This window comes from Spirosoma sp. KUDC1026, assembly GCF_013375035.1.
Classification (GTDB): domain Bacteria; phylum Bacteroidota; class Bacteroidia; order Cytophagales; family Spirosomataceae; genus Spirosoma.
Map to the genome: position 1 here is coordinate 891460 of NZ_CP056032.1, position 25500 is coordinate 916959.

The 25500-nt window shown below is 49.9% G+C and carries 27 protein-coding genes; 14 read left to right on the top strand and 13 right to left on the bottom strand.

The genetic code is table 11. The annotated features are described in order from the left end of the window. The first annotated feature begins 51 nt into the window (after window positions 1-51). The 13 genes from HU175_RS03835 (at window position 52) to HU175_RS03895 (ending at window position 10839) form a co-directional block, all read left to right on the top strand. Window positions 52-1389, top strand: coding sequence for a family 1 glycosylhydrolase (locus HU175_RS03835; protein WP_176565327.1), 1338 nt, complete (start codon window positions 52-54; stop codon window positions 1387-1389). Continuing rightward, window positions 1389-2159: an alpha/beta fold hydrolase gene (locus HU175_RS03840; RefSeq protein WP_176565328.1), complete on the top strand. Its 771-nt coding sequence runs from the start codon at window positions 1389-1391 to the stop codon at window positions 2157-2159. The genes HU175_RS03835 and HU175_RS03840 overlap by 1 nt, the downstream gene beginning before the upstream one ends. A 245-nt stretch (window positions 2160-2404) precedes the next feature. After that, window positions 2405-3856, top strand: a complete 1452-nt coding sequence (locus HU175_RS03845; protein ID WP_176565329.1) for an anthranilate synthase component I family protein — start codon at window positions 2405-2407, stop codon at window positions 3854-3856. A gap of 98 nt (window positions 3857-3954) precedes the next feature. Next, entirely contained in the window at window positions 3955-4518 is a 564-nt protein-coding gene (locus HU175_RS03850) for an anthranilate synthase component II (protein WP_176565330.1), read from the top strand. Between the two features lie 95 nt (window positions 4519-4613). Further along, entirely contained in the window at window positions 4614-5600 is a 987-nt protein-coding gene (gene trpD, locus HU175_RS03855) for an anthranilate phosphoribosyltransferase (RefSeq protein WP_176565331.1), read from the top strand. After that, the gene (gene trpC, locus HU175_RS03860) at window positions 5597-6406 is read left to right on the top strand and encodes an indole-3-glycerol phosphate synthase TrpC (RefSeq protein ID WP_176565332.1); all 810 of its coding nucleotides are present in this window, start codon (window positions 5597-5599) and stop codon (window positions 6404-6406) included. Before trpD ends, trpC begins: the two co-directional genes overlap by 4 nt. 11 nt (window positions 6407-6417) lie before the next feature. Continuing rightward, window positions 6418-7065 (top strand): phosphoribosylanthranilate isomerase, encoded by a 648-nt coding sequence (locus HU175_RS03865; RefSeq protein ID WP_176565333.1) that lies wholly within the window; start codon window positions 6418-6420, stop codon window positions 7063-7065. A gap of 61 nt (window positions 7066-7126) precedes the next feature. Continuing rightward, a complete protein-coding gene (locus HU175_RS03870) occupies window positions 7127-7345 on the top strand; it encodes a hypothetical protein (RefSeq protein ID WP_176565334.1) in 219 nt (72 codons plus the stop codon). Next, on the top strand, window positions 7342-7734 hold the full coding sequence (locus HU175_RS03875; protein WP_176565335.1) for a type II toxin-antitoxin system VapC family toxin: 393 nt from the start codon (window positions 7342-7344) through the stop codon (window positions 7732-7734). The genes HU175_RS03870 and HU175_RS03875 overlap by 4 nt, the downstream gene beginning before the upstream one ends. A 5-nt stretch (window positions 7735-7739) precedes the next feature. Continuing rightward, complete coding sequence (trpB, locus tag HU175_RS03880; protein ID WP_176565336.1) at window positions 7740-8939, top strand: tryptophan synthase subunit beta; 1200 nt, start codon at window positions 7740-7742, stop codon at window positions 8937-8939. A 73-nt stretch (window positions 8940-9012) separates the two neighbouring features. After that, window positions 9013-9804 carry a tryptophan synthase subunit alpha gene (gene trpA / locus HU175_RS03885; RefSeq protein ID WP_176565337.1) on the top strand — a complete coding sequence of 264 codons (792 nt, stop codon included), beginning with the start codon at window positions 9013-9015 and terminating at the stop codon, window positions 9802-9804. A gap of 18 nt (window positions 9805-9822) precedes the next feature. Then, on the top strand, window positions 9823-10425 hold the full coding sequence (gene hisIE, locus HU175_RS03890; protein ID WP_176565338.1) for a bifunctional phosphoribosyl-AMP cyclohydrolase/phosphoribosyl-ATP diphosphatase HisIE: 603 nt from the start codon (window positions 9823-9825) through the stop codon (window positions 10423-10425). A 78-nt stretch (window positions 10426-10503) separates the two neighbouring features. Further along, entirely contained in the window at window positions 10504-10839 is a 336-nt protein-coding gene (locus HU175_RS03895) for a phage holin family protein (protein ID WP_176565339.1), read from the top strand. Between the two features lie 74 nt (window positions 10840-10913). Here the strand turns inward: HU175_RS03895 and HU175_RS03900 are convergent, their stop codons facing one another. Further along, window positions 10914-11438, bottom strand: coding sequence for a hypothetical protein (locus HU175_RS03900; RefSeq protein ID WP_176565340.1), 525 nt, complete (start codon window positions 11436-11438; stop codon window positions 10914-10916). A gap of 269 nt (window positions 11439-11707) precedes the next feature. Next, complete coding sequence (locus HU175_RS03905) at window positions 11708-13522, bottom strand: acyl-CoA dehydrogenase family protein (RefSeq protein ID WP_176565341.1); 1815 nt, start codon at window positions 13520-13522, stop codon at window positions 11708-11710. Window positions 13523-13788: 266 nt separating this feature from the next. Here HU175_RS03905 and HU175_RS03910 point away from each other — a divergent pair, with 266 nt between their 5' ends. Beyond that, on the top strand, window positions 13789-15705 hold the full coding sequence (locus HU175_RS03910; RefSeq protein ID WP_176565342.1) for a LysM peptidoglycan-binding domain-containing protein: 1917 nt from the start codon (window positions 13789-13791) through the stop codon (window positions 15703-15705). Window positions 15706-15748: 43 nt separating this feature from the next. Here HU175_RS03910 and HU175_RS03915 read toward each other — a convergent pair whose 3' ends face one another. The 11 genes from HU175_RS03915 to HU175_RS03965 form a co-directional block, all read right to left on the bottom strand. Further along, window positions 15749-16927 (bottom strand): acetyl-CoA C-acyltransferase, encoded by a 1179-nt coding sequence (locus HU175_RS03915; protein ID WP_176565343.1) that lies wholly within the window; start codon window positions 16925-16927, stop codon window positions 15749-15751. A 194-nt stretch (window positions 16928-17121) separates the two neighbouring features. After that, the gene (locus HU175_RS03920) at window positions 17122-17676 is read right to left on the bottom strand and encodes an NADH-quinone oxidoreductase subunit J (RefSeq protein ID WP_176565344.1); all 555 of its coding nucleotides are present in this window, start codon (window positions 17674-17676) and stop codon (window positions 17122-17124) included. A 74-nt stretch (window positions 17677-17750) separates the two neighbouring features. After that, complete coding sequence (locus HU175_RS03925) at window positions 17751-18317, bottom strand: NuoI/complex I 23 kDa subunit family protein (RefSeq protein WP_176565345.1); 567 nt, start codon at window positions 18315-18317, stop codon at window positions 17751-17753. A 52-nt stretch (window positions 18318-18369) separates the two neighbouring features. Beyond that, entirely contained in the window at window positions 18370-19524 is a 1155-nt protein-coding gene (gene nuoH, locus HU175_RS03930; RefSeq protein ID WP_176565346.1) for an NADH-quinone oxidoreductase subunit NuoH, read from the bottom strand. Window positions 19525-19630: 106 nt separating this feature from the next. Next, window positions 19631-20659, bottom strand: a complete 1029-nt coding sequence (locus HU175_RS03935) for a 2Fe-2S iron-sulfur cluster-binding protein (protein WP_176565347.1) — start codon at window positions 20657-20659, stop codon at window positions 19631-19633. Between the two features lie 57 nt (window positions 20660-20716). Continuing rightward, complete coding sequence (gene nuoF, locus HU175_RS03940) at window positions 20717-22057, bottom strand: NADH-quinone oxidoreductase subunit NuoF (protein ID WP_176565348.1); 1341 nt, start codon at window positions 22055-22057, stop codon at window positions 20717-20719. 6 nt (window positions 22058-22063) lie between these two features. Further along, window positions 22064-22564, bottom strand: a complete 501-nt coding sequence (nuoE, locus tag HU175_RS03945) for a complex I 24 kDa subunit family protein (RefSeq protein ID WP_176565349.1) — start codon at window positions 22562-22564, stop codon at window positions 22064-22066. Window positions 22565-22579: 15 nt separating this feature from the next. Further along, entirely contained in the window at window positions 22580-23818 is a 1239-nt protein-coding gene (nuoD, locus tag HU175_RS03950) for an NADH dehydrogenase (quinone) subunit D (RefSeq protein ID WP_176565350.1), read from the bottom strand. 100 nt (window positions 23819-23918) lie between these two features. Beyond that, window positions 23919-24419 (bottom strand): NADH-quinone oxidoreductase subunit C, encoded by a 501-nt coding sequence (locus tag HU175_RS03955; protein ID WP_176565351.1) that lies wholly within the window; start codon window positions 24417-24419, stop codon window positions 23919-23921. 48 nt (window positions 24420-24467) lie between these two features. Next, window positions 24468-25013 (bottom strand): NADH-quinone oxidoreductase subunit B, encoded by a 546-nt coding sequence (locus HU175_RS03960; RefSeq protein WP_176565352.1) that lies wholly within the window; start codon window positions 25011-25013, stop codon window positions 24468-24470. A 55-nt stretch (window positions 25014-25068) separates the two neighbouring features. Continuing rightward, window positions 25069-25440 (bottom strand): NADH-quinone oxidoreductase subunit A, encoded by a 372-nt coding sequence (locus HU175_RS03965; protein WP_176565353.1) that lies wholly within the window; start codon window positions 25438-25440, stop codon window positions 25069-25071. Window positions 25441-25500 lie beyond the last annotated feature (60 nt).

Sequence of the window (25500 nt, forward strand, 5' to 3'; positions counted from 1 at the left end):
GAATACAACATACTAATGAACACGGAGCCCTGCTCTTGAACAGTAAACAACATGCCAAAAGGATTCTTAAGTAGTATCAAAAAGAAATACGGCGACGGTGGTTACGATGGTGATCAATTTGGGGGCGCTGGTGGTCATGACGGCAGTGGTTTTCCCAATGCTGATGCGGGTAACTTCATGTTCGCGACCGGAATTGAGTGCTCGTATCCAACCATCGAAAATGGCAAAGTTCGGCGCGATCAGCTGCGGGAATGCGGGCACTACGACCGGTACAAGGAAGATTTGGGTCTAGTGAAAGAGTTAGGCTTGAACGTACTCCGGTACGGACTTCCTTACTATAGCATTCATCAGGGACCGGGTAAATTCGACTGGAGTTTTGCCGACGAGGCTATGGCCGAAATCAAGCGGTTGAAGATTACACCTATTCTGGACCTGATGCACTTTGGCGTGCCCGACTGGGTAGGTGATTTTCAAAACCCCGACCTGCCCGTTCTTTTTGCCGAGTATGCAGCCGCCGTTGCAGATCGTTACCCCTGGGTACGGTTCTACACGCCCGTCAACGAGATTTACGTAACAGCCCGGATCAGTGCTAAGGACGGCGTCTGGAATGAGCAACTAAAATCAGATAAAGCGTTTGTTACGGCCATGAAGCACGCCGTTGCGGCCAGTATCTTGGGGACCCAGCAGATTGCTAAGCGTCGTAATGACTGTGTGATCGTACAAAGTGAGAGCGCTGAGTATACGCATGAACTATGCGCAACGCCCTCCCCTCAGGTATCGCTCGATAACGAACTCCGCTTTCTATCGCTCGACCTGTTATACGCTAACTCACCTTCGGCCACGGTTAGCATGTACTTGATGGACAATGGAATGACCCGTGAGGAATACGACTGGTTCATGGCTGGGAAACCGCCGGGTTATCAGATTATGGGTAACGACTATTATGGTCGAAACGAGCGCATTCGATTATCGGACGGTACTATTCAGATATCAATGGACGTACTGGGCTGGTACGAGATTACGAAGGACTACTACATTCGGTATCGAATGCCGGTAATGCACACGGAAACCAACGTATTTGAAGCAGAGGACGCGCCGATGTGGCTACGTAAGCAGTGGATAGGTATTATGCGTATGCGCCGTGATGGCGTGCCAGTGTTAGGATTTACCTGGTATAGCCTCATCGACCAGATTGACTGGGACACCCAACTAGGCGAACAGAACAACCGGGTAAATGCCTGCGGATTGTATGATCTGGATCGCAAACCCCGTCCGGTTGCAGAAGCCTACAGAAGCCTGTTGAAAGAGTTTGGTCAGATTACGATCGTTCCTTACGCGGAGATGCTGGAAATCACAGACCGGCCCGCCCGTTTGAAAGTAAACGTCTGATGAAACGACTAATCAACGGCGTTAACCTAAACGTGCTGGAGCAGGGGAGCGGAGCCTTGACGCTTGTGTTTCTGCATTATTTCGGCGGATCGGCATTGGAGTGGCAGGCGGTAATGAATCAGCTTGCGGATGAATACAAGTGTGTAGCCATAGATCTGCGCGGTTGCGGTGACTCGGATGCGACGGAAACGGGTTATTCTGTAGAAGATATGGCTGATGATGTTGCTGCACTGATTCAGGATTTATCAATCGACCAATTTGTTCTGGTGGGACACTCGATGAGTGGAAAAGTTGTCCTGCAACTAGCGTCCCGGCAACCAAAAGGTTTGCGGCAACTTCTACTGGTATCGCCCTCGCCCCCGCGTCCGGAGCCCATTCCCGATAAAGACCGGCAGGAGATGCTGGCTGGTCATGGACAGCGTTCCGCGGCAGAACAGACATTCGAGAAAATCACCGTCCGTCCAGTTTCTGATGAGGTGAAAGAGCAAATTATTGCAGATAACCTACGCACGTCTACTTCGGCCTGGAACGCCTGGCTGACGTTAGGGAGTAAGGAGGACATCGCTGATCAGATGGTTTCGATTAGTGTACCGGCTGCCATTATTGTTGGGTCAGACGATAAGGCGTTGGCTCCCGAAGTTCAGCCAGAGCTGACGATTCCTTATCTGAAAAACGTAACGATAGAGACAATCGAAGAAGCTGGGCACTTGCTGCCCTGGGAGACTCCGGACGAACTGGCTGCATTCATTCGCAAAAAAATTGCTGGCTAGTTTGTTTGTACCGTACTGAAGCGTCTATATTTGTGGCATCCTTCGGGGTATTATAGGTGTGGCTAAATGAGTTGGACGCACCAGCATAAGACAAGAACAATGAATAACTCGGTAATTAACATGATTTGGTGGTGGCATTCTTCTCATTTGGGATGAAGGTTGCCGCTATTGTTATATGCCAATAGATTTCAAAGGCCCACCGTCATCCCGGTGGGCCTTCTTTTTTATTCTGATTTTCCGAAACCATGCAAACAAGTTCGCCAATAGCAACTACCTACCGCGTCGTCAGTCGCCACAAGCGCATGCTGGCTGACATTATTACGCCCGTCAGCATTTACCTGCGCGTCCGGGACCGCTTTCTGAACAGCATTCTGCTGGAGAGCTCCGACTACCATGGCAATGAGAACAGCTTTTCGTACATCGCATTCGACCCTGTTGCCCGCTTTTCGTACCAACTGAATGAAACTGCTGGTGAACTAACGGTGCGGATGCCCGGCGAGGATGAGCAGAAAACCACTGTTCCACCGGCCGGGGTACTCACAGCATTACAGCAGTTCAAAGACAGCTTCAAACACGAGAAAGAATCTTTCTCATTTATCACGAACGGACTGTTTGGCTATTTCGGCTACCCAGCGGTACAGAGCTTTGAAGACATTACGTTGCAGGCACCCGTTCCAGCCGAAAACCAGATTCCGGCTGCGGTCTTTTCGGTGTATCGTTACGTATTGGCGATCAACCACTTCAAGGACGAACTGTATCTGTTCGAGCACAGCTATTTGCGCGACGGCGACGCCGAACCCGAAAGCACCTTGGACTACATTAGTGATCTGATTACGGGGCGTAATTATCCAACCTATTCGTTCAGCCCAACCGGCCCCGAGCAGTCGAATTTTACGGACGACGAGTTCCGGGCGGTTATCCAAAAGGGCAAAGACCACTGCCAGCGGGGCGATGTGTTTCAGATTGTGCTGTCGCGTCGGTTCTCAACCCCTTTCCAAGGCGATGACTTGAATGTGTATCGGTCGTTACGTTCCCTGAACCCCTCACCGTATTTATTCTACTTCGATTACGGTAATTACAAACTGTTTGGCTCCTCGCCCGAATCGCAGATTGTAGTGAAGAACCGGCAGGCAACGATTTATCCGATTGCCGGTACGTTCCGGCGTACAGGAGATGATGTTCGTGACGCCGAACTTGCGCAGAAACTCTACGATGATCCGAAGGAATCGGCTGAGCACGTCATGCTGGTTGACTTAGCGCGGAACGACCTTAGCCGCAACTGCGACGTAGTGAACGTAGAGACGTTCAAGGAAATCCAGTACTACTCGCACGTCATCCACTTGGTCTCGAAAGTGGTGGGCAACCTGACCGAAACCGCCGATCCGCTTCAGATTGTTGCCGAAACGTTTCCGGCTGGTACGTTGTCGGGTGCGCCCAAGCACAACGCTATGCAACTGATCGACCGCTACGAAAATATTAGCCGGAGTTTCTACGCGGGAAGTATCGGCTATATGGGATTTGACGGTGAATTCAACCATGCCATCATGATCCGTACGTTCATGAGTAAGGATAATACGTTATACTACCAGGCTGGCGCTGGCGTTGTCGCCAAGTCGGTTGTGGAGAGCGAGCTACAGGAAGTACACAACAAACTGGCCGCCCTCCGGATGGCCATCGAACAAGCGAAAAAGATTTAAAACTCGGAACAAGGAAATAAGGACAAAGGAACAAGAAAGTTGCCGAGCATTGGTTTTCCTTTCTCCTTGTTCCTGTTTTCCCTTTTCCGTCCCTTTCTATGAAACTCCTAGTCTTAGATAATTACGATTCATTTACCTACAACCTCGTGTACATTCTGCGGGAGTTGGGGCACCGGCCGGACGTGATTCGGAACAACAAAATAGCTCTGGAAGACGTAGCCCAGTACGACAAGATCCTGCTGTCGCCAGGACCCGGAATTCCATCCGAAGCGGGTATAATGCAGGACTTGGTTACTGAATACGGCCCTACAAAGAGTATCCTGGGGATCTGTCTGGGGCACCAGGGCATTGGCGAAGTGTACGGCGCGAAACTCGAAAATCTGGGCGATGTCCTGCATGGTGTAGCGCATCAGATTAGCGTTACCGATACTTCGGACCCTTTATTCGCTAATGTTCCCGCTGAACTGAAAGTAGGTCGCTATCACTCCTGGACGGTCGTGGGCGACACGATGCCTGCGGATCTGAAAACAACTGCCATCGACGAACAGGGCCGCGTAATGGCATTAGCACACACCCGCTTCGATGTTCGCGGTTTGCAGTTTCATCCCGAATCGGTCCTCACCGAGAACGGCGTAACCATGATTCAAAACTGGCTAAAATAATGAGTGAATTAGCGATTGTGTGAATGAGTGAATAGCATTCCGGGGGTAAAACATTCACTCAATCGCTAACTCACTCATTCACTCATTATCATTCCATGAAAGAAATCTTAAATCAACTTTTTGCGTATAAATCGCTGACGAAGGAGCAGGCTTGTCAGGTTCTGCTGGGTATCGGTCGGGGAGAGTACAATGCTGCGCAGATTGCTTCCTTCCTGACAGTATACATGATGCGAAGCCTTCGGCTGGAAGAGCTGGAAGGCTTCCGCGATGCAATGCTGGAGCTTTGTGTACCGGTGGATCTGGACGCTTACGACCCAATGGACCTGTGCGGGACCGGGGGCGATGGCCGCGATACGTTCAACATTTCAACGCTATCGTCTTTTGTGGTAGCGGGTGCGGGGCAGTGTGTAGCCAAACACGGTAATCACGGCGTGTCGTCGCTGGTCGGTTCGTCAACCATTATGGAGTATTTAGGCTATAGCTTTACCAATGACATTGGCGAGCTACAGCGGAAAATGGAAACGGCAGGTATCTGCTTCCTGCACGCGCCCCTGTTCCATCCGGCCATGAAGAATGTGGCGCCCATCCGGCGAGAGCTGGGCGTGAAAACATTTTTCAACGTGCTCGGCCCGATGATCAACCCGGCAAAGCCTCAAAAACAGCTCGTTGGGGTGTTCAGCCTTGAATTGGCGCGATTATATGCGTACCTTTATCAGCAAACCGACAAGCGGTTCATGATTGTTCATTCGCTTGACGGATACGATGAAATCTCGCTGACAGGACCGTTCAAACTCATTAGTAATCAGCGCGAGCAGATTCTAGAACCGGCGCAGGTAGGCATGGCACGATTGACGCCCGAATCACTGGCTGGCGGGGAAACGCTGGCCGAATCGGCGAAGATTTTCATGAACGTGCTGAACGACGAGGCTACGTCTGCTCAGAAGCAGGCCGTACTGGTCAATTCGGCGATGGCGCTGCTGGCCGCCGGGCGGGCTGATAATCGGGACGATGCTGTGGCGATGGCACGTGAGTCACTGGAAAGCAAACGGGCACTGGCTTGTTTTAAGAAGTTGATAGAATGACGATTTTAGACCAGATTGTCGCACAGAAGCGACTGGAAGTAGCCCAGCGAAAAGCCGAAATCGAGGTGGCTACGCTGGAACAAATGCCCGACTTTAAACGGCCCCCCATCTCTGCCCGTAACGCGGTTCAGGATTTTCGGTCAACGGGTATCATCGCCGAGTTCAAGCGCAAATCGCCATCCAAAGGTACCATCAATGATTCGGCCGACGTAGCCCAAACAACCCAGGGCTATGTAAAGGCTGGAGCTGCTGTGTTGTCCGTTTTGACGGATGAGCCGTTTTTCGGTGGTACTCCCGCCGATCTACAGGCAGCTCGACAGGCCAATCCAGGTACGCCAATTCTACGTAAAGACTTCATTATTGACCCGTATCAGTTATTTGAAGCCAAAGCCTGGGGGGCAGACTTAGTTTTACTAATTGCCTCCTGCCTTACTTCGGAGGAAGTCGCTGAGTTCAGTAACCTAGCCCATAATCTGGGACTTGAGGTGTTGCTGGAAGTGCACGACGAAGAGGAACTGGATCGGTCGCTGGGCGTTAATATTGATCTGGTTGGTGTCAACAATCGGAACCTCAAAACCTTTGTCACCAACATTGATACGTCGTTACAGCTGGTCGAGCGGATTCCTGATACGTATGCAAAAATTACCGAAAGTGGGCTCCACGATGCTGCAACAATGCGTCAGCTGATGCAGGCGGGCTACGACGGATTCCTGATCGGGGAAGCATTCATGAAAACAAATGACCCTGCGACTGCGCTAGCTAGTTTGGTCGAGGCCTATACAGCAGCTATTTCCTTGTCCATCTAACTTGTACAGTCATGAAAATCAAAGTATGCGGTTTGCGGGATACCGATAACTTAAAAGAAATTGCCGCCCTGCATCCTGATTTTGTTGGGTTTATTTTCTTCGACAAGTCGCCCCGGTACGTCGGCGACGATCTTGACGAAGAAGCGGTAAAGAGCCTACCCCGCTCCATTCGGAAAGTAGGCGTCTTTGTTAACGCCAGCCCAGAGTTCATTTTGCGGATGGTCAAGAAATTTGATTTTCAGTACGTACAGTTACACGGTAATGAAACCCCCGACTACTGCCGGAGCCTGCGCAACCGGGGAATTAACATCATTAAGGCATTCCGGGTCGATGAGTCGTTCAATTTCTCGATGCTGAACAACTACAAAGCCCAGTGCGATTTCTTTCTCTTCGATGCAAAAGGCGATCAGCCCGGCGGCAATGGGATTACGTTCGACTGGAGTATTTTGAGTCGGTACGACAATGAAAAACCCTTCTTCATCAGTGGCGGCATTGGTCTGGATAACCTCGATCAACTGGATGCGCTGAAAGGCATGAAACTCTACGGAGTGGATGTCAACAGTCAGGTTGAAGTTGAGCCGGGGGTTAAGGATGTGACGAAAGTGAAAGAGCTGATTAATCGTCTGCGCCCGATCGAAGAGGAAGAGGAAACAGCGTAATAGTAGGACAACTACTGGACGAATAGTTGTGTTAAGCTAGTAAACGAAAACCGGCGCTTTTATGGAAACAACGAAGCTTATTGACGACGAAATTCCTCCAATGAAAAAGGGGCAGTTAAACGTCTATAAACCCAGTGATATAAAACGCTGGGGAGTGGAGCGTTTCCTTGAGGCAACTGCTGTTAAAGAGCCATTTTTGCGTGAGTTTCCTGATTTTACTGAAGCTGAAAACCGAAGGATGGATGAATTACTAGCTGAGGGAGATAAAGGTGCTGTATGATTTACGATACAAATCTTCTGATCGGTCATATACGTGAACGGACTTTACCACCAGCTACTACCCTTATTCCTATTATTGTGGTTGCCGAGTTAGAGGCTTTTGCTTTAAAGGCGGACTGGGGATTGCAAAAAGTAGAGTTCATGCGGTACTTGGTCGGACGACACCCGATAGTTGATATCGAACCAGCAATGGTTAATCGATACGCCGAAATAGACGCTTTCAGTCAGGGTAAACTTCAATCAGTTCCATTGCGCACTTCCGCCCGGAACATGGGGAAAAACGACATCTGGATTGCTGCTACCGCTTTGTATCTGGATTTAGAGCTATACACAACCGACAACGACTTTGATCATTTGCCTGCTTTAGGGCTGCAATTAGTTAAGCATTAAGTTTTATGCAGACTACCATTGAACAAACAACCTCGTTTGAGGTATCCGATAAAGGTTTTTACGGCCGTTTTGGTGGGGCTTTCATTCCAGAAATGCTTTATCCAAACGTTGAAGAGCTTCGCCAGAGCTACCTGGACATTATTGCTGCCCCGACGTTTCAGACTGAGTTCTGGCAGCTGCTGGAAGATTACGTTGGCCGACCTACACCACTGTTTCTGGCTAAGCGGCTGTCAGCGGAGTTCGGGGCGACTATCTACCTGAAGCGGGAAGATCTGTGTCATACCGGTGCGCACAAGATCAACAACACGATAGGTCAGATCCTGGTCGCGCAGCGGCTTGGCAAGAAACGGATTGTAGCCGAAACCGGCGCTGGTCAGCATGGCGTTGCTACGGCAACGGTATGCGCACTGATGGGCCTGGAGTGCATCGTATACATGGGCGCCATCGATATGGAACGCCAGAAACCCAACGTTGACCGCATGCGGATGCTGGGGGCTACGGTTGTGGCTGCTAAATCTGGTAGTCAAACCCTGAAAGATGCTACCAATGAAGCCATGCGGCATTGGATCAACAATCCCATCGATACACATTACATCATTGGCTCAGTGGTTGGCCCGCACCCGTACCCGGACATGGTCGCCCGCTTTCAGTCGGTCATCTCACAGGAAGTCCGGAAGCAACTGGCTGAAAAAACGGGGAAAGAAACACCCGATTACATGGTTGCCTGTGTAGGTGGAGGAAGTAATGCCGCTGGCGCTTTCTACCATTTTCTGAATGAGCCATCCGTGCGGCTGGTAGCTGCAGAGGCCGCCGGTCAGGGCGTTACGTCAGGGCACTCGGCTGCGACGACAGCACTTGGTAAACCGGGCGTACTACATGGTAGCCGTACCATTCTGATGCAAACCGAAGATGGTCAGGTAACAGAACCCTACTCGATTTCGGCGGGGCTGGATTATCCGGGTATCGGTCCATTGCACGCGCACCTGTTCGATTCGGGTCGGGGCGACTTCTACGCCATTACTGACGACGAAGCACTGGCGGCTGGTTTTCAGTTGAGCAAATTGGAGGGTATCATTCCGGCACTCGAATCGGCACATGCGCTGGCGGCTTTGTCCAAGATGAATCTTCAGGCTGAAGACGTTGTCGTTCTCTGCCTGTCGGGCCGGGGCGACAAAGATTTGAGTACGTATTCCAAACACTTATAGTCGTTCGTAATCAGTCAGATCAGTGGTTATGTTGCTACAAACCGATGATCGTGAGCGCGGCAATTGACCACCTATGACTACAGCAATCACCCAGAATCGCATTACGGATCTTTTCTCGCAAAAGAACGAGCGATTACTGAACGTATATTTTACCGCCGGTTTCCCCAAATTAGATGACACTATGACTGTTCTGCGTGGTTTGCAGGCGGCCGGTGTTGATCTGGTAGAAATCGGTATGCCTTACTCTGATCCGGTAGCCGACGGCGAAACCATTCAGCAAAGCAATGGCGTAGCATTGGACAACGGCATGTCGTTAAAAGCGCTGTTTGCGCAGCTGGCTGACTGCCGCCAGGAAATTACGGTACCAATTCTGTTGATGGGTTATATTAACCCTGTGTTGCAGTTCGGTATCGATAACTTCTGCCGAATGTGCCAGGCCGTTGGCGTTGACGGCGTAATTCTGCCTGATCTGCCGCTGTATCTGTATCTTGATGAATACGCTGAGACTTTCCGGAAGTACGGTATTCTCAACGTCCACCTGATTACGCCACAAACCTCTGACGAACGTATTCGATTTATTGATGAAGAATCAGACGGGTTCATCTACATGGTATCGTCGGCTAGTATTACGGGTTCGGTTAGCGGGATCAGTGATCCAATGCGTGGTTACTTCGAACGTATTCAGGAAATGAACCTGCGGAACCCTCGCCTGATTGGTTTCGGTATCAATAACCACGAAACGTTCGACACCGCTAGTCAGTACGCCAATGGAGCTATCGTAGGCAGCGCATTTATTCGCCATCTGGAGAAGCAGGGAACCTCGCCCGAAAGCATTAGCGCCTTTGTTAAGACGATTCGGGCGTAGCCAACTACCTTTGCACCCATGAATGAGATTAACTTCGATAAATCGCCCGATGGGCTCATTCCCGCTGTCATCCAGGATGCTGAGACGGGGAAAGTGCTGATGCTGGGGTATATGAACCGGGAAGCGTACGACAAAACCGTAGCAGAAAATGTTGTTACGTTCTTCAGCCGGAGCAAGCAGCGGCTTTGGACCAAAGGTGAAACGTCCAATAATTTCCTGCACGTAGAAAATCTGCTGGTGGACTGCGATGGCGATACACTCCTGGTTAAAGCTCGCCCAGCCGGGCCAACCTGCCATACTGGTGCCGATACCTGTTTTGAGGAAGTAAATCGGGGGCAGGGCCAATTCCTGAATTACCTGCAGGGCGTTATTCACGACCGAAAAATGAATCCGTCGGATAAGTCATACACCGCTTCGCTATTCGGTCGGGGAGTGAATAAAATCGCGCAGAAAGTAGGGGAAGAAGCCGTCGAATTAGTAATTGAAGCGAAGGACGATAACGACGACCTGTTCAAAGGAGAAGCGGCCGATCTACTCTTCCACTTTTTGGTGCTTCTGGAGCAGAAAAACCTTGATCTGGATGATATTGTGGCCGTTCTGAAGGGTCGCCACGCAAAATAAAGACTTTGATAAACATTAGGTTGTGGTTTGGGGTTCGTGATTTTGAAGCTTATCAATTCACTACAAACCTCAACGACAATGGGTTTAATCATACGCATTTTAATTAGCGCGGTGGCGGTTTACGTCGCCAGTCTATTTGTACCAGGCGTTACTGTAACAGGGGGTGTCGGTACGTATCTTATTGTTGCCATTGTGCTTGGTCTGCTGAACGCATTCATCAAGCCAATTCTGACGATCCTGACAATTCCCATCACGATTATAACACTGGGGCTGTTTCTGCTGGTCATCAACGTATTGATGGTTTATCTGGCAGCCTCGCTGGTCAGCGGGTTTGCCGTCAGTGGTTTCTTCGCGGCTCTATTCTTTAGTATTATCGTTTCGCTGGTGACAGCACTGATTGACGCAATTGTGTAAGTGACGGTAAGAGTTGCAAACAGAAATGGGCGTTCGAATTACTCGAACGCCCATTTCTGTTTGCGTAAGTTCTATTAAAACTTAAGAGTAAGGCCGAGTTTCAGCGTAGCAAGGCTTGAGTTTAGTTCAGCGAAGGCACCAAGCCTCTCGCTGAAAAGGTAACGGCCACCCACATGGATAGGTACATAGACAGTACCATAAGTGTCTGCAAAACCACCGTAAGAGAACGAGAAATAGGAAATACCCAGACCGGCGTACAAGTCTATTTTGTCATTAGCAAGACTGAGTAATTCGTTGAAGTGATAAGAACCCCGAGCACCAATGTCAAATGAGCTGTATCGATAGGTAGAATTAATAGCTGCTATGCTGCCATAGCTTCGATAGCCGGCGAGTGCACCTACGGTAATGTTTGGGGCTATGCCAAAATCGAGACCGGCATTGAGACCGATGCCTCCTCCGCCTGTATAATAACCATAACCCCCTACACCAATACCCAGGTTGACGAATTTCGTGCCTTTGTCAATGGCCATCTGAGCGAATGATTGTGTGCTGGCAACCAGTAAGAAAAAAAGCAGAATTTTGTAGTGAAGATTTTTCATTGAGCCTAAATAGTTAATGTAAAACATGACGCAAAATAATGCGCCCCAAGCTCAGTGTACAAACCAGAGGAAAGCCGCTTTATTTATCGGCTAATAGTACCCAGTAAGAAAATAATAAATACCCTCCTGTGTTAATTAATTGACATAGAGGTGCTTAATTAAATAGAAATCCCCTTCGATAAGCTTAGAACAGATCGAAGGGGATTTCTTGCTCGTACATATGTTTGAGCAAACGGTAGGAAACATGTACCTACCTGTAAGTTACCAAACTAGAAAATGTACTTATTTTCAGCAATCATGGCATCGGCGATGGCACGACGGGCTTCTTTAAGATTCATCGGCTCAATTTTCGTGAAACGTTTGAGGCCCATCAGCATACCCCGCAGTTCGTCCCCGTCGGCGAACGAAGTAATCGCTGCCCGTCCGGCATTATTTACTTTTTCAACAGCTTCGTGCAGATAAACCAGCGCTAGCTGCGTTTGCAGCTCAACGGCAGCTTCCCCTTTGATACCCGTTAGCTTTTCGACACGTAGCAGAACGGACTCGGCGGCATAAATTTCGATGACCATATCGGCGATATTCATCAGGATCTCCTGCTCACTGGATAGATTCATCATAAACTTCTGTACCGCTGCGCCAGCAACCATCAAAGCCGCTTTTTTCAGGTTCCGCAGGACTTTTTTCTCCGCAATGAAAATGCCTTCCTCCTCATCCATGTTGAAATCTGGGATAGACATTATCTCCTTGGCAACGGCCATTGCGGGTTCCATCAGGTTCAGTTCCCCTTTCATGGCCCGCTTCAACAGCATGTCGACGATCAGCATGCGGTTGATCTCATTCGTACCTTCAAAAATTCGATTGATGCGAGCATCGCGGTAGCTCCGATCCATAGGTGCGTCGGCGGAATAGCCCATGCCGCCGTACACCTGAACGCCTTCATCAACGACGTAGTCCAGTGCTTCGGAGCCGTGAACCTTCATAATGGCACATTCAATGGCAAACTGCTCCAGCGCTTTCAGCTTGGCTGAGGAATCATCTACGCCCTTGCTTTTCAGGTCTTCAATAAGGTCATCAATGTTCTGACCCGCCCGGTAGCAGGCTGTTTCCGACGCGTAGATTTTTACGGCCATCTCGGCCAGTTTATGCTTGATGGCACCAAACTGCGAGATCGGCGTTTTGAACTGCTTACGTTCGTTAGCGTACCGGATGGCATCGGCGGCTACTGCTTTAGCTCCGCCAATAGCGGCAATACCCAGTTTGATCCGACCGATGTTCAGGATGTTGACCGCTATTTTAAAACCATTACCCCGTTCTGATAACATATTCTCGGCGGGGACTTGCACATCGTTGAAGAAAATCTGCCGAGTATCAGAACCTTTGATACCCATTTTATGCTCCGGCTCGTTCATGGTAATGCCCTCGAACGACCGGTCAACAATGAATGCGGTCAGATTTTTGTCAGCCTGGCCATTTTCGTCGATGATTTTAGTAAAAACGATGTAAACGTCAGCAAAACCACCATTGGTTATCCACATTTTCTGACCGTTCAGTACGTAGTGTCTACCATCGGCGCTCAAAGTCGCTTTCGTTTTACCCGAGTTGGCATCCGAGCCAGAATCGGGTTCTGTCAGGCAGTAAGCGGCTTTCCATTCGCCCGAGGCCAGCTTTGGTAGGTATTTTGCTTTCTGTTCTTCGTTGCCGTAGTAAACGATTGGCAACGTACCAATACCCGTGTGGGCTGACAAGGCAACGGAAAATGAATGCCCCGCGCCCGTAGCTTCGGCAACCAGCATGGACGTATTGAAATTCATACCGAAGCCCTCATATTCGGCCGGAACAGAGGTGCCCAGCAGACCTAGTTCCCCCGCTTTGTCCATCAGTGAGGAAATGAGCTCAGGGGACTTGGCGGTGTCGATTTCGTCCAGCCGGGGAAGGATTTCCCGAGCGAGAAACTCGCGGCAGGTAGCCGCAATCATTTGCTGTTCTTCAGTAAATTCTTCAGGAATAAAGACTTGAGAGGCTTCGGTTTCTTTAATCAGAAACTCCCCGCCTGTAATCGATGCTTTGGGTTCGGTCGCAGTCATAGCTGTATTTAGTATTATGCATGCATACTAATTGTAACAAATAAACTGAATATAAAGATAGTATGCAAGCATACTAATAATATTTGTTGATGGTTGAAAGCTAAATTTTTTGTTGTGAAAATAGGGTTGCGCTTATAAATATCCGCCAATAAAACCCAGGTTACACGTTATTAAACTACTCATCCAGAGCCAAACAATTACAATTATCAGGAGTGACAGTAAATAGTAGTATTTTTGACCACCGTCCACTTGCTAAACTATCCACGATGAGTAAAACAAGCGCATCGACGCCGGTGCTTGTACTTTGCCTGTTGCTGCTGTATAGCTGGCGGGCGGCAGGTCAGTCAATTCCTGAAGTACCTTTTGACATTAACTTCGCTGACGTAACAATTCACCTGAATGAGCAGGGACGGCTACAGGTCCAACAGGAGGTGAGCCGGATTTATGCTAATCGTAGCGTATTGCGGCAGGAGATAGAATCTTTACGCCAGCTTTCGCCGTTGGTGCAACCGCTCCTTACCAGCCGCCAGTTACCAGTCGACTATCGGTATGCGGTGCTGCCGTTTGCGAACGATACGTCGTCGGCGTATTGGGGGCTGACCCCCCAGAGGGCGCTGGGTCTACGGCTACGCATTAACGACCGGGTCGATGAGCGCTATCATCCTGTTCTAGCTACCGAGCCAGTAGCTACCCGGCTGAGTCAGTTGCGCGTAACCTCCGGTAACTACGTAGCCACGTTGTTGAATTACCTGCGCGATACCAATGCCCCAAGCCAGGCCCCTGCTAAAAACAGCTCTGTATACCTGGTTCTTGACCCACAGAGTCCCCCACTTATGTGGAAAATACTAGCCCGGAAAATTGCTTTCGAACGCGAGGAGCCTGTTATGATTCCGGCAGTAACTTACCTGATTTATGAATACCGCACCAGTGGCGGACAAAGTATCCGGTCCATTGCTGATCGACTTCAACTGCCTGAAGATCGATTCAAGCCGTTTAACAACTGGTTGAAATCAAAGACGATTCCTGTTGATAAAGATTACCCTGTACTTGTTCGCGTGGCCCCCGATGAGTTTCCTAAAATTAAAGGGCGGGCCGAGGAACGGTGGCAGACATCATCGGAACGTAAGTCGGACATTGGTTTTCCCACACTCGTCCGGTTGCCGCAGGAATCGGTCGGTATGCGGTCGGCGGCTGTTTTTTACGGAATTAATGAGCGACTAGGTGTACAGGCTCAGCCCTGCGACAATATAATTACGCTGTCTTATTACGGGAAGATTAAACCCGAAACGTTTCTTGACTATAACAGTCTGAGCGACCGCGATGTAATCCGTCCGGGGCAGATCTACTATCTGGAGAAGAAGGCGAAGCGGGCGAAGGTACCATTCCACGTTGTCCAACGTAACGAAACGCTGCGGGATATATCTGACATCTACGGCGTTCAGCTGGAGTCATTGTTGAAGTTTAATGATATTGTCTCTACGCAGCGGGTGCAAGTCGGACGAATTATCTGGATGCAGAAGAAACGTCCTCGTAACCGGCCCGTTGAGTATCAGAAAGTACCGGCTGAAATTCCGCCGGTTAACTACGAATCAGCGCCTATTCTAGCCGATACAGTTATAAAAGCGCCACCGGTCGCTGCTACTCAGAAACCACTGGTTGATTCCGTAAAGGTACATGTGACAAAGCCGGTCGACGATGTGGCGGTTATCGTGACGAAGCCAGCAGCTACGCCAGCCGTGTCGCCCGATAACATGAAGATTATCGATAATACGCTGAAGTTACATATCGTAACGCCGGGCCAAACGTTATCCGGTTTGGCAAAGCAGTACGGTGTTACCCTGGCTCAGCTCAGTAAATGGAATAATCTGGCGGTGAATGTTCCAATAGAAATTGGGCAGGAGTTGATTGTGGGCATGATCGAAAAACCGATAACAAAGCCAGTTGCCAAACCCAAAGTGATTAAGCCCTCACCAGCGGGGTTAGCTAAAAATGACGGTTGGGATACGCCAGTTCCTACTACGTCAACAGCAGGTAAGTATCACGTTGTTCAGCCAGGACAGACCGTGTATCGGGTGGCGCTGATTAATAAAGTCAGCGTGGAGAACGTAATGCGATGGAACAGCCTCAAGAATTATACCCTCTCAGTCGGGCAAAGGCTTCTGGTGAGCCCACCACAGAAATAGTAAACGCGGCAGAGCCGAATGACCGACTCTGCCGCGTTTTAAACTAGTTAAGCCGCTCGAAGATCCCAGCTACACCCTGGCCACCACCTACGCAGGCGGAAACCATACCGTATTTCTGATCACGTCGTTTCATTTCGTTCAGCAACTGAACCGACAGGCGTGCACCGGTCGATCCTAGTGCATGCCCAAGAGCAATGGCACCACCATTCGGATTGATAATGCTTGGATCGAGACCGAGTTCCTGAATGACGGCCAGCGACTGAGCGGCAAACGCTTCGTTCAGTTCAATCTGTTCGAGATCATTCTGTTTCAATCCCGCTTTTTTCAAAGCGATTGGAATAGCCGCTACGGGACCGATACCCATGATACGGGGTTCGACGCCAGCCGTTGCGTAGGACACCATCCGGGCGACAGGTTTCAGATTTAGCTCGTTAACGAGCCGTTCGGACATGACTAGTACAAAAGCGGCTCCATCCGAAGTTTGTGAGGAGTTTCCAGCGGTCACAGAGCCCCCAGCGGCAAATACGGGTTTCAGCCGAGACAGGCCTTCGGCGCTGGTGTCTTTGCGGGGGCCTTCATCCTGAGCAACCGTCCAGCTACGAGTTTTTTTCTTCCCGCTATCGGTATCGAAGTAAGTTTCGCTCACGTCAATTGGTACAATCTCATCAGCAAACTTGCCTTCCTGCTGGGCCGCCAATGCTTTCTGGTGCGACGCAAAGGCAAATTCGTCCTGCGCGTCCCGGCTGATATTAAATTGCTGGGCAACCTGCTCGGCAGTCAAGCCCATACCAATGTAATAGTCGGGATGCGTTTTGGCAATTTCATAATTCAGCGCCGTTTTCCAGCCCATTACGGGTACAAGCGACATCGACTCCGTGCCACCTGCGATAATACAATCGGCCAGGCCAGCATGAATTTTAGCGGAAGCAATGGCAATTGCTTCCAGCCCTGAACCACAATACCGGTTGATCGTCATTCCTGGTACGCTCTGAGGAAGCGACAGCAGCGCAATGTACCGGGCAATCTGCATGCCTTGCTCCGCTTCGGGCACCGCGTTACCCACAATCAAATCGTCAACCCGGGCGGGATCAAAGCCAGGAACCTGCGCCATGAGGTGTTTGATAACCTCCGCGGCCATGTCGTCGGGGCGGGTAAAACGAAGGCCTCCGCGTGGGGCTTTACCCACTGCAGTACGGTATCCGGCAACAATATATGCATCCATACGTAATCGGTAAGAGTTGCTTTTACAGTATTACCACTGCAATAACTAAGTTTCTACTGGAATAATTACACAAGATAGGGATAAATAGTATGCAAGCATACTACCTGCAAAGTCGCCAGCTAAAATTTGATTTAATCATAATGCAAGAAGCCGCTTTGAAGCGGCTTCTTGCATATAGTAAGCAAGTGTTTCTACTAGAAATGGCGGTCGCCAGCTTCGCGTTTCCCGAGCATAACCGAGCCAACCATGGCCACCAGAAATAGAACGGAAACAAGTTCGAATGGAAGGATGTAGTCGCTGTACAGCAACCGACCAAGATTCTCGACCAAACCCGTTTCCGTGCTGAAATTCGTCCGATTATAGAGCGGAACCTTCGCACTTTGCGCCCGGAAAATAGTGATAAGCATGACCATCAATAGGCCACCGGCTACAACAGAAATAATCTTGGTCAGGTTTGTTTTCGAATCTTCATCTTCCTTACGCAGGTTCAGAAACATGATGGTGAAGAGGAACAAGACCATAATCGCCCCGGCATAGACGATGATATTTACCGCTGCCAGGAACTGAGCATTCAGCAATACGTAATGACCAGACAGGCAGAAAAACGTAGCAATAAGCGAGAGAACGCTGTAGATCGGGTTGCGGGCCGTGACGACACCAATCGCGCAGATAAGCGTAATGACCGTCAGGGCAAGGAAAAGGTAGCCCGTGGCATTCAGCGACTTAAGAAAGGTAAAAAATTCAGTCATTGTTTTCGTAAAATAGGTCGGCAGGTAATGATCACGCATCGACACGTTAATATATCGATGCGTGATGTCGAACGCTAGGTTGCCGCACGGGTTAAACTTGGTTCGGTCGGCGTTGCTTTTACTTCTGAGTTCGCTATCCGAACGTACCGATCGTCCATTTTCTCGACCAGCCGATCTTTGCCGTAAATAACCTCGTCCCGCTCCACAAAAACAGGAACCATGCGGTCGTGACGGAGGTAAACAGCCTGTTTTGGGCAGGCCTCTTCGCATAGGCCGCAGAAGATGCAGCGTAGCATATTGATTTCGTAAACCGCTGCGTACTTCTCTTCGCGGTAGAGCGTTTCTTCGCCTTTTTTTCGCTCTGCCGCCACCATCGAAATGGCCTCGGCAGGACAGGCAACGGCACACAGACCGCAGGCCGTACAACGCTCGCGGCCTTGCTCGTCACGCTTCAGGACGTGGTGACCACGATAGACCGGGCCCAGATACCGTTTTACTTCCGGATACTGGATCGTTGGTTTCTTCTTAAAGAAGTGTTTTATTGTAATGGCCAGCCCCTGCGCTACAGCGGGAAGATACATCTTCTCCGCCAGCGTCATTTCTTTGTTGCTAACCTGTTTTGACCGATTCGTTAGAGACATAGTTGTCAAGTCGTTTGATCTGACGAACGTTAATTTCCGTCAGGCATCTGGCTTAGGACTGCTGAGGAACCATTTGCCGTTTTGGGGCGCGGGCTGTCGACATAACCGCCAGCACGACCATAACAAGTACAATTAACCAGCTTGCGTACGGGAAGTTGAACAGCAGACCACCACCGGTAACGATAATGTTCAGGATCGACAATGGAATCAGCATTTTCCAGCCCAAATTCATTAACTGGTCGTAGCGGAAACGCGGAATCGTCCACCGTACCCACATAAAGAAGAAAATGAAGAAGAATATTTTACCGAAGAATAGAACCGTTCCGATAGCCGTTGCTACGTTATGACCGGCAACAGCACCCAGTGAATTAGTTAGTGCATTGCTCACTTCATTCATGAAGGGGTAATGAAAGCCGCCGAAATACAGCGCCGAAATAAAGGCCGACGAAACGAACATGTTGGTATATTCCGAGAACAGGTATAAGCCCAACTTCATCGAACTATATTCAGTATGATAACCACCAACCAGTTCCGTTTCACATTCGGGTAGGTCAAATGGCGTCCGGTTACACTCCGCGAAGGCACACGTCAGGAAGATAATAAAGCCCAGCGGCTGTGTGAAAATATTCCACTCAAAGAACGTAGCCTGCTGATCGACAATGGCCCGAACCGATAACGAACCTGTCATCATCAGAATGGCGATCATCGAAAGCCCTAAGGCAATCTCGTAGCTGATGTTTTGCGACGCTGCCCGAATAGCTCCCAGCAGTGAAAACTTATTGTTGGATGCCCAGCCACCAACCATGATGCCATACACGCCAAGGGAAACTACCCCAAAAATGTAGAGGACGCCAATGTTGATTTCAATGGCCTGCAGGGGAACTGTATAGTCGCCAAACTTAATGCTATCACCAAACGGGATAACCGCGCTTGACATCAATGCCGTCAGCATGGCCAGCGACGGACCCAGAATGAACAGCCACTTGTTCGCTTGCGACGGGATAAAGTCTTCTTTGAAGAACATTTTACCCGCATCCGCAATCGGCTGCAGTAAACCCCAGGGGCCAGCCCGGTTTGGTCCCAGCCGATCCTGCAGAAAACCCGCGACTTTACGTTCGGCGTAAGTCGAGTACGTGGCTATCAGAAGCGTTACCCCGAAGATGACCAGGATAATGATTCCTTTTACTAATAATATGGTTAAATCCATGATATGTGTGCTCGTTAACTAAGCATTCAATACGGTCTACTTAATCGATTCAGGGTTCGGGCTCCATGGCAGAGGGCAGTACCTTGGCGAACCGCTCGGGGGGGAGTTACTGAATACCCAACTGGGACGTATCACGCTCGTCGTGAATCGGTTTGTATTCGGCAGCGGCCAGTCGTTGACCGAACGATGGCTTAATGGCATCGGCTCGGTATTTGTTCGCCGAAATAACCGAACTGCGAGCAATCTTGGTTGGTCCTTCGATTATCCAGTCGCTCGTTTTCTTGGTGTCGAACCGGCAGGTGTTACAGATGAACTCCGTTACTTCATTCCACTCGTTTTTTCGGGCTGTCACCCGAATAACGTCTTCGCCACGATACCAAAGCGTTACCTTGCCGGAGCAGGTTGGGCAATCGCGGTGGGCATCGACGGGTTTCGAGAACCATACCCGATTTTTAAACCGGTACGTTTTATCCGTCAGCGCGCCAACGGGGCAGACGTCAATGACGTTACCCGAGAAATCGTTATCGATGGCCTTTTCGATATACGTACCAATCTCAGCAGCGTCGCCCCGGCCCAGTACTCCATGGACGCGTTTTTCGGTAATCTGATCCGCCGTATATACACAACGGTAGCAAAGAATGCACCGAGTCATGTGCAACTGAATGTACGGCCCGATGTCTTTTTTCTCGAACGTACGCCGGTCTTCTTCGTACCGTGTCGTCACTTTACCATGATCGAAGGCAAAGTTTTGCAGATCGCACTCGCCTGCCTGGTCGCAGACAGGGCAGTCGAGTGGATGATTCAAAAGCAGGAATTCGACGATACCGTTGCGAGCATCGACCACCTGTGGGTTCGTTGTATTTTCGACAACCATACCATCCTGAACGCCAGTCAGGCAGGAAGCAACCAGTTTAGGCATTGGCCGCGGATCTTTGGCTGAGCCAGCGGCTACCCGAACCAGGCAGGCCCGGCATTTACCGCCACTACCTTTCAGCGGCTGATAATAGCACATGGCCGGCGGAGCAACCTCAGGACCGATTTTTCGGGCAGCCTGCAGAATGGTCGTACCCGGCTCAACTTCTACCTCAATCCCGTCAATGGTAACTTTTAACAACTGTGGCTTGGTATCTTCCATATGTATAGAACGGCATTCAACCGTTTAACAAATCAATTGATTTTCGAGGACGCTAGCTTAAACAAGCGCCATCTCACCCCGGTAAACAGCTCCGGGCTGGGTTGCTTCCTGAGGATTTGTAATATGCCACTCAAATTCATCACGGAAGTGACGAATAGCACTGGCAACCGGCCAGGCCGCAGCATCACCCAAGGGACAAATGGTATTTCCCTCAATCCGACGTGCTACGTCAACCAGTAGATCGATATCCTGCTGATGGCCGTGGCCGTACTCAATCCGGTGTAATACTTTTTCCATCCAGCCCGTTCCTTCGCGGCAGGGGCTACACTGTCCACACGACTCGTGGTGATAGAAGCGTGAGAAATTCCAGGTGTTACGTACGATACAGGCAGTTTCATCGAAAACGATAAAGCCACCAGAACCCAGCATTGTCCCCGTTTTGAACCCACCTTCCGATAGCGACTCATACGACATCAGCCGCTTATCGCCGTTTTCCAGCGTCAGCGCCAGATTAGCAGGTAGAATAGGGACGGAAGAGCCACCCGCCACTAAGGCTTTGAACTTATGGCCCGGCCGGATGCCCTGGCACCATTCGTCAGCGTAAATGAAATCTTCGACTGGAACGCCCAGCTCAATCTCGTAAACGCCAGGGCGCTTGAGGTGCCCCGATGCCGAAATCAGTTTGGTACCAGTGCTACGTCCGATTCCGATGGCTGCATAGGCGTCACCACCGTTGTTCACGATCCAGGAGGTAGTGGCAATTGACTCTACGTTATTGACTACGGTTGGGCTCTGGTAGAGACCTTTTACCGCCGGGAACGGAGGTTTATTACGTGGGTTTCCCCGTTTGCCTTCCAGCGATTCAAGCAAAGCAGTTTCTTCGCCACAGATGTAAGCGCCACCACCCGGCTGAACGATCAGCTCCAGATCATAGCCGGTACCCAGAATATTTTTTCCCAGAAATCCTTTCGCTGTTGCTTCAGCAATGGCTTTCTCCAGAATATGAATTACGTACATCAATTCACCACGAACGTAGATGAACGATTTATTGGCGCCCAGTGCATACGATGAAACGATCATCCCCTCAATCAACAAGTGAGGGAGATTTTTCATCAAATAATGGTCTTTGAACGTGCCAGGTTCTGACTCATCGGCGTTGCAGACGAGATAACGGGGAACGCCTTCTGGTTTAGCCAGAAAGCTCCATTTCATACCCATAGGGAAACCGGCACCGCCACGACCCCGGACGCCCGCTTTCTTTACTTCTTCAACAATTTCATCGGGCGTCATGGTTTTCAACGCCTTTTCGACAGCGGTATAACCGCCCTGTTTCCGGTAGACATCGAATGTCTCGATACCGGGAACGTTGATATGTTCGGTTAAGATTTTGGTAGCCATGACGGATTATTTTGACAGCTCGTCGATGATTTCATCCACCCGCTCGTTGGTCAGGTGCATGTAGTATTTTTCCCGAATCTGGAACACAGGACCCATGCCGCAGGCTGCCAGACATTCAACTTCTTTCAGGGTAAATTGGCCCTCTACAGTTGTCTGGCCGGTTTCGATGCCAAGCCGCTGTTTCAGGTGAGCCAATACGTCTTCGCCACCCATCAGGCAGCAAGGGCCCGTTCGGCAATATTCGATAACGTGTTTGCCAACCGGATCGAGGTGGTACATGGTATAGAACGTAGCTACCTCATATACCTCGATTGGTTGAATATCCAGCATCCGGGCAACGTAATCCATACCTTCCGGGCTGGTCCAGCCTTCCTGTTCCTGCAACAAGTGCAACAGGGGGAGCAATGCTGATTTTTGCCGGCCCTCCGGATAACGAGCAATAATTTCCTGTGCTTTCGTCAGTCGGTCCGGCGTAAACTGTACGGGGGGATTTGTTTCAGTAGTCATAATGGTTCAGCCGAGTTACGCGTCCAGCTCTCCCGCGATTACGTTCATGCTACTCATGATAACGATGGCGTCGGACAGGGTCAGCCCCTTACACATTTCTGGATATGCTTGGTAGTAGATGAAGCAAGGACGACGGAAATGCAGCCGGTAAGGCGCACGACCACCATCACTGATCAGGTAAAAGCCTAGTTCGCCGTTACCGCCTTCTACCGCGTGGTACACCTCGCCAACGGGAGCATCGATTTCGCCCATCACAATCTTGAAGTGATAGATCAACGCTTCCATGTTTTTATACACTTCCTGCTTGGGCGGCAGGTAATATTGTGGCGCATCGGCGTAATAGGAGCCTTCCGGCAGGTTATCCATAGCCTGCTGAATGATGCGCATGCTCTGCCACATTTCTTCGTTGCGAACCATGAACCGGTCGTACGTATCACCACTCTGCCCGACGGGAATGTCGAATTCGAAATCCTGATAGGAGGAGTATGGATTCATAACCCGTACATCGTAGTCAACACCCGCTGCCCGTAGATTAGGACCGGTGAAGCCGTAGTTCAACGCACGTTCGGCCGAAATTCCGCCAACGTTAACCACACGATCCATGAAAATCCGGTTGCGGTTGAACAGGTTCTCAAACTCGCGTAGCACCTTGGGGAAACGCGCCAGAAATTCTTTGATCTTACGAATAGCGGTAGGCGAAAGATCGCGTTCCATACCGCCAATACGTCCCATGTTGGTGGTCAGACGAGCACCGCACATTTCTTCGTATATCTCGTAAATGAATTCGCGTTCCTGATAGATGTACAGGAAGCCAGTGAAGGCACCCGTATCCACGCCAAGAATACCGTTGCAGATGATGTGATCGGCAATACGAGCCAACTCCATCATGATAACCCGGATGTACTGAGCCCGCTTGGGAATGTCGATGCCCAGCAGTTTCTCGACCGTCATATGCCAGCCCATGTTGTTGATGGGCGACGAACAGTAGTTCATCCGGTCGGTGAGGGTCGTAATCTGGTAGAACGGCCGCCGTTCGGAAATTTTTTCAAACGCACGGTGGATATAGCCAATCGTCTGTTCACTCGAGACGATTTTCTCTCCATCCATTTGCAGGATGTTCTGAAAAATACCGTGTGTCGCCGGATGCGTAGGACCAAGGTTCAGGGTAGTCAGCTCATTGACGTACTGTACCCCCGTATCATCGTTCCTGGCAGGAACGTTCTTATTTGCTATATCAAGTTCTTCAGAAACCATAATCAATTGGTGAATGAGCGAATGACCGGGCCGCCGGTGCGGTGATTGAGTGACTGCGGATAAATTCGCTAATTCGCTCAATCACTCATTCGCTAATTTATCATCGTCCAAACAGGGCATCGATTTTATCTTCCCGGGTTGCATCCTCCAACGGATACTGCTTCAGCATGGGGTGGTAATCCATCTCCTCCATATTGAGAATGCGACGTAGATCCGGATGACCATCGAAAATAATACCGAAAAGATCAAAGGTTTCGCGTTCCATCCAATTCGCGCCTGCGTAAAGCGGGGTAATGGTCGGTACATGAACGTTGCCATCCGACAGATAGACTTTAATACGAAGCCGGAAATTGTTGACCAGGCTGTGCAAATGGTAGACTACGCAGAATTCCTTGCCCGGCGTATCGGGATAATGAATTGCCGTAACGTCGGTCAGGAAAGTAATCTGCAGCGTTTTGTGCTCCCTCAGATACGTGATAAGCGGAACAAGCTGGTCGCGATCTGCCGTGAACGTCAGTAGATCGTATGGGTCGTCAAAATCACTAACCGATTGGCCGAACTGTTGAATAATTGTCTGCGCAACTTCTTCGTTGGTCAGCATTGGGTAACTAGTGGATAAGTGAACAGAAAAGACAAAGCGAGTCTATTCTTATTGAATGTTATACGAGTTCAGCAGCTTCTGGTATTCTTCGGTATTGCGCCGACGTAATGATTCGTTCTTGGCTAATTCCTGAATCTGCATAACGCCGTCCAGAATCTGCTCCGGACGGGGAGGACATCCCGGTACGTACACGTCAACCGGAATGATCCGATCAATTCCCTGCAGAACGCTGTACGTATCGAAAATACCACCGCTTGAGGCACAGGCGCCAATCGCCATCACCCAACGGGGTTCGGCCATCTGCAGGTACACCTGCTTAACGACAGGGCCCATTTTCTTCGCAATGGTACCGGCTACCAAGAGCATATCGGCCTGACGTGGTGAAAAGCTGGGACGCTCGGAACCAAACCGGGCAAGATCATAGGTCGAACTCATGGTCGACATAAATTCGATACCGCAGCAGGAGGTTGCAAAAGGAAGTGGCCAGAGCGAGTTCGCCCGCGCCAGACCAATCAGTTTATCGAAAGAAGTTGCCTGGAAACCTGCGCCGTTATAACTCTCAGGTCCCTCAACTAATTTAATATCAGATGCCATAAATAATGATGATATTATCCAATAAAGTAACGGATAAACCTTCCTTATAATTCAGTTACTCCCATTTCAGGACCCCTTTTCGGATAACATAATAGAAGCCCGCCAAGAGAAGTCCCATGAACAAAATCATTTCGATAAAACCCGTCATACCCAGTCCCTTAAAATTGACGGCCCAGGGATACAGGAAAATCACTTCTACATCGAACAGAACGAAAAGAATAGCAATCAGGAAGTACTTGATTGAGATTGGCGTTCGAGCATCACCCTGAACCGGAATGCCGCACTCGAATGGGTCGTCTTTCTTCTGACTGTTGCGTTTCGGACCAATCATGTGGGTAACAATCATCGTCGTGACGATGAATCCCAGCGCTAAACCAAGTTGAATAAGAACCGGTAAGTAGTCAGCCGGTAAGTAAGTTGTATTCATGCTAAACGAAGACCGAAAAAGGGCTAAATGCCATAAAAAAGGGCTATAACTGACTTTTTA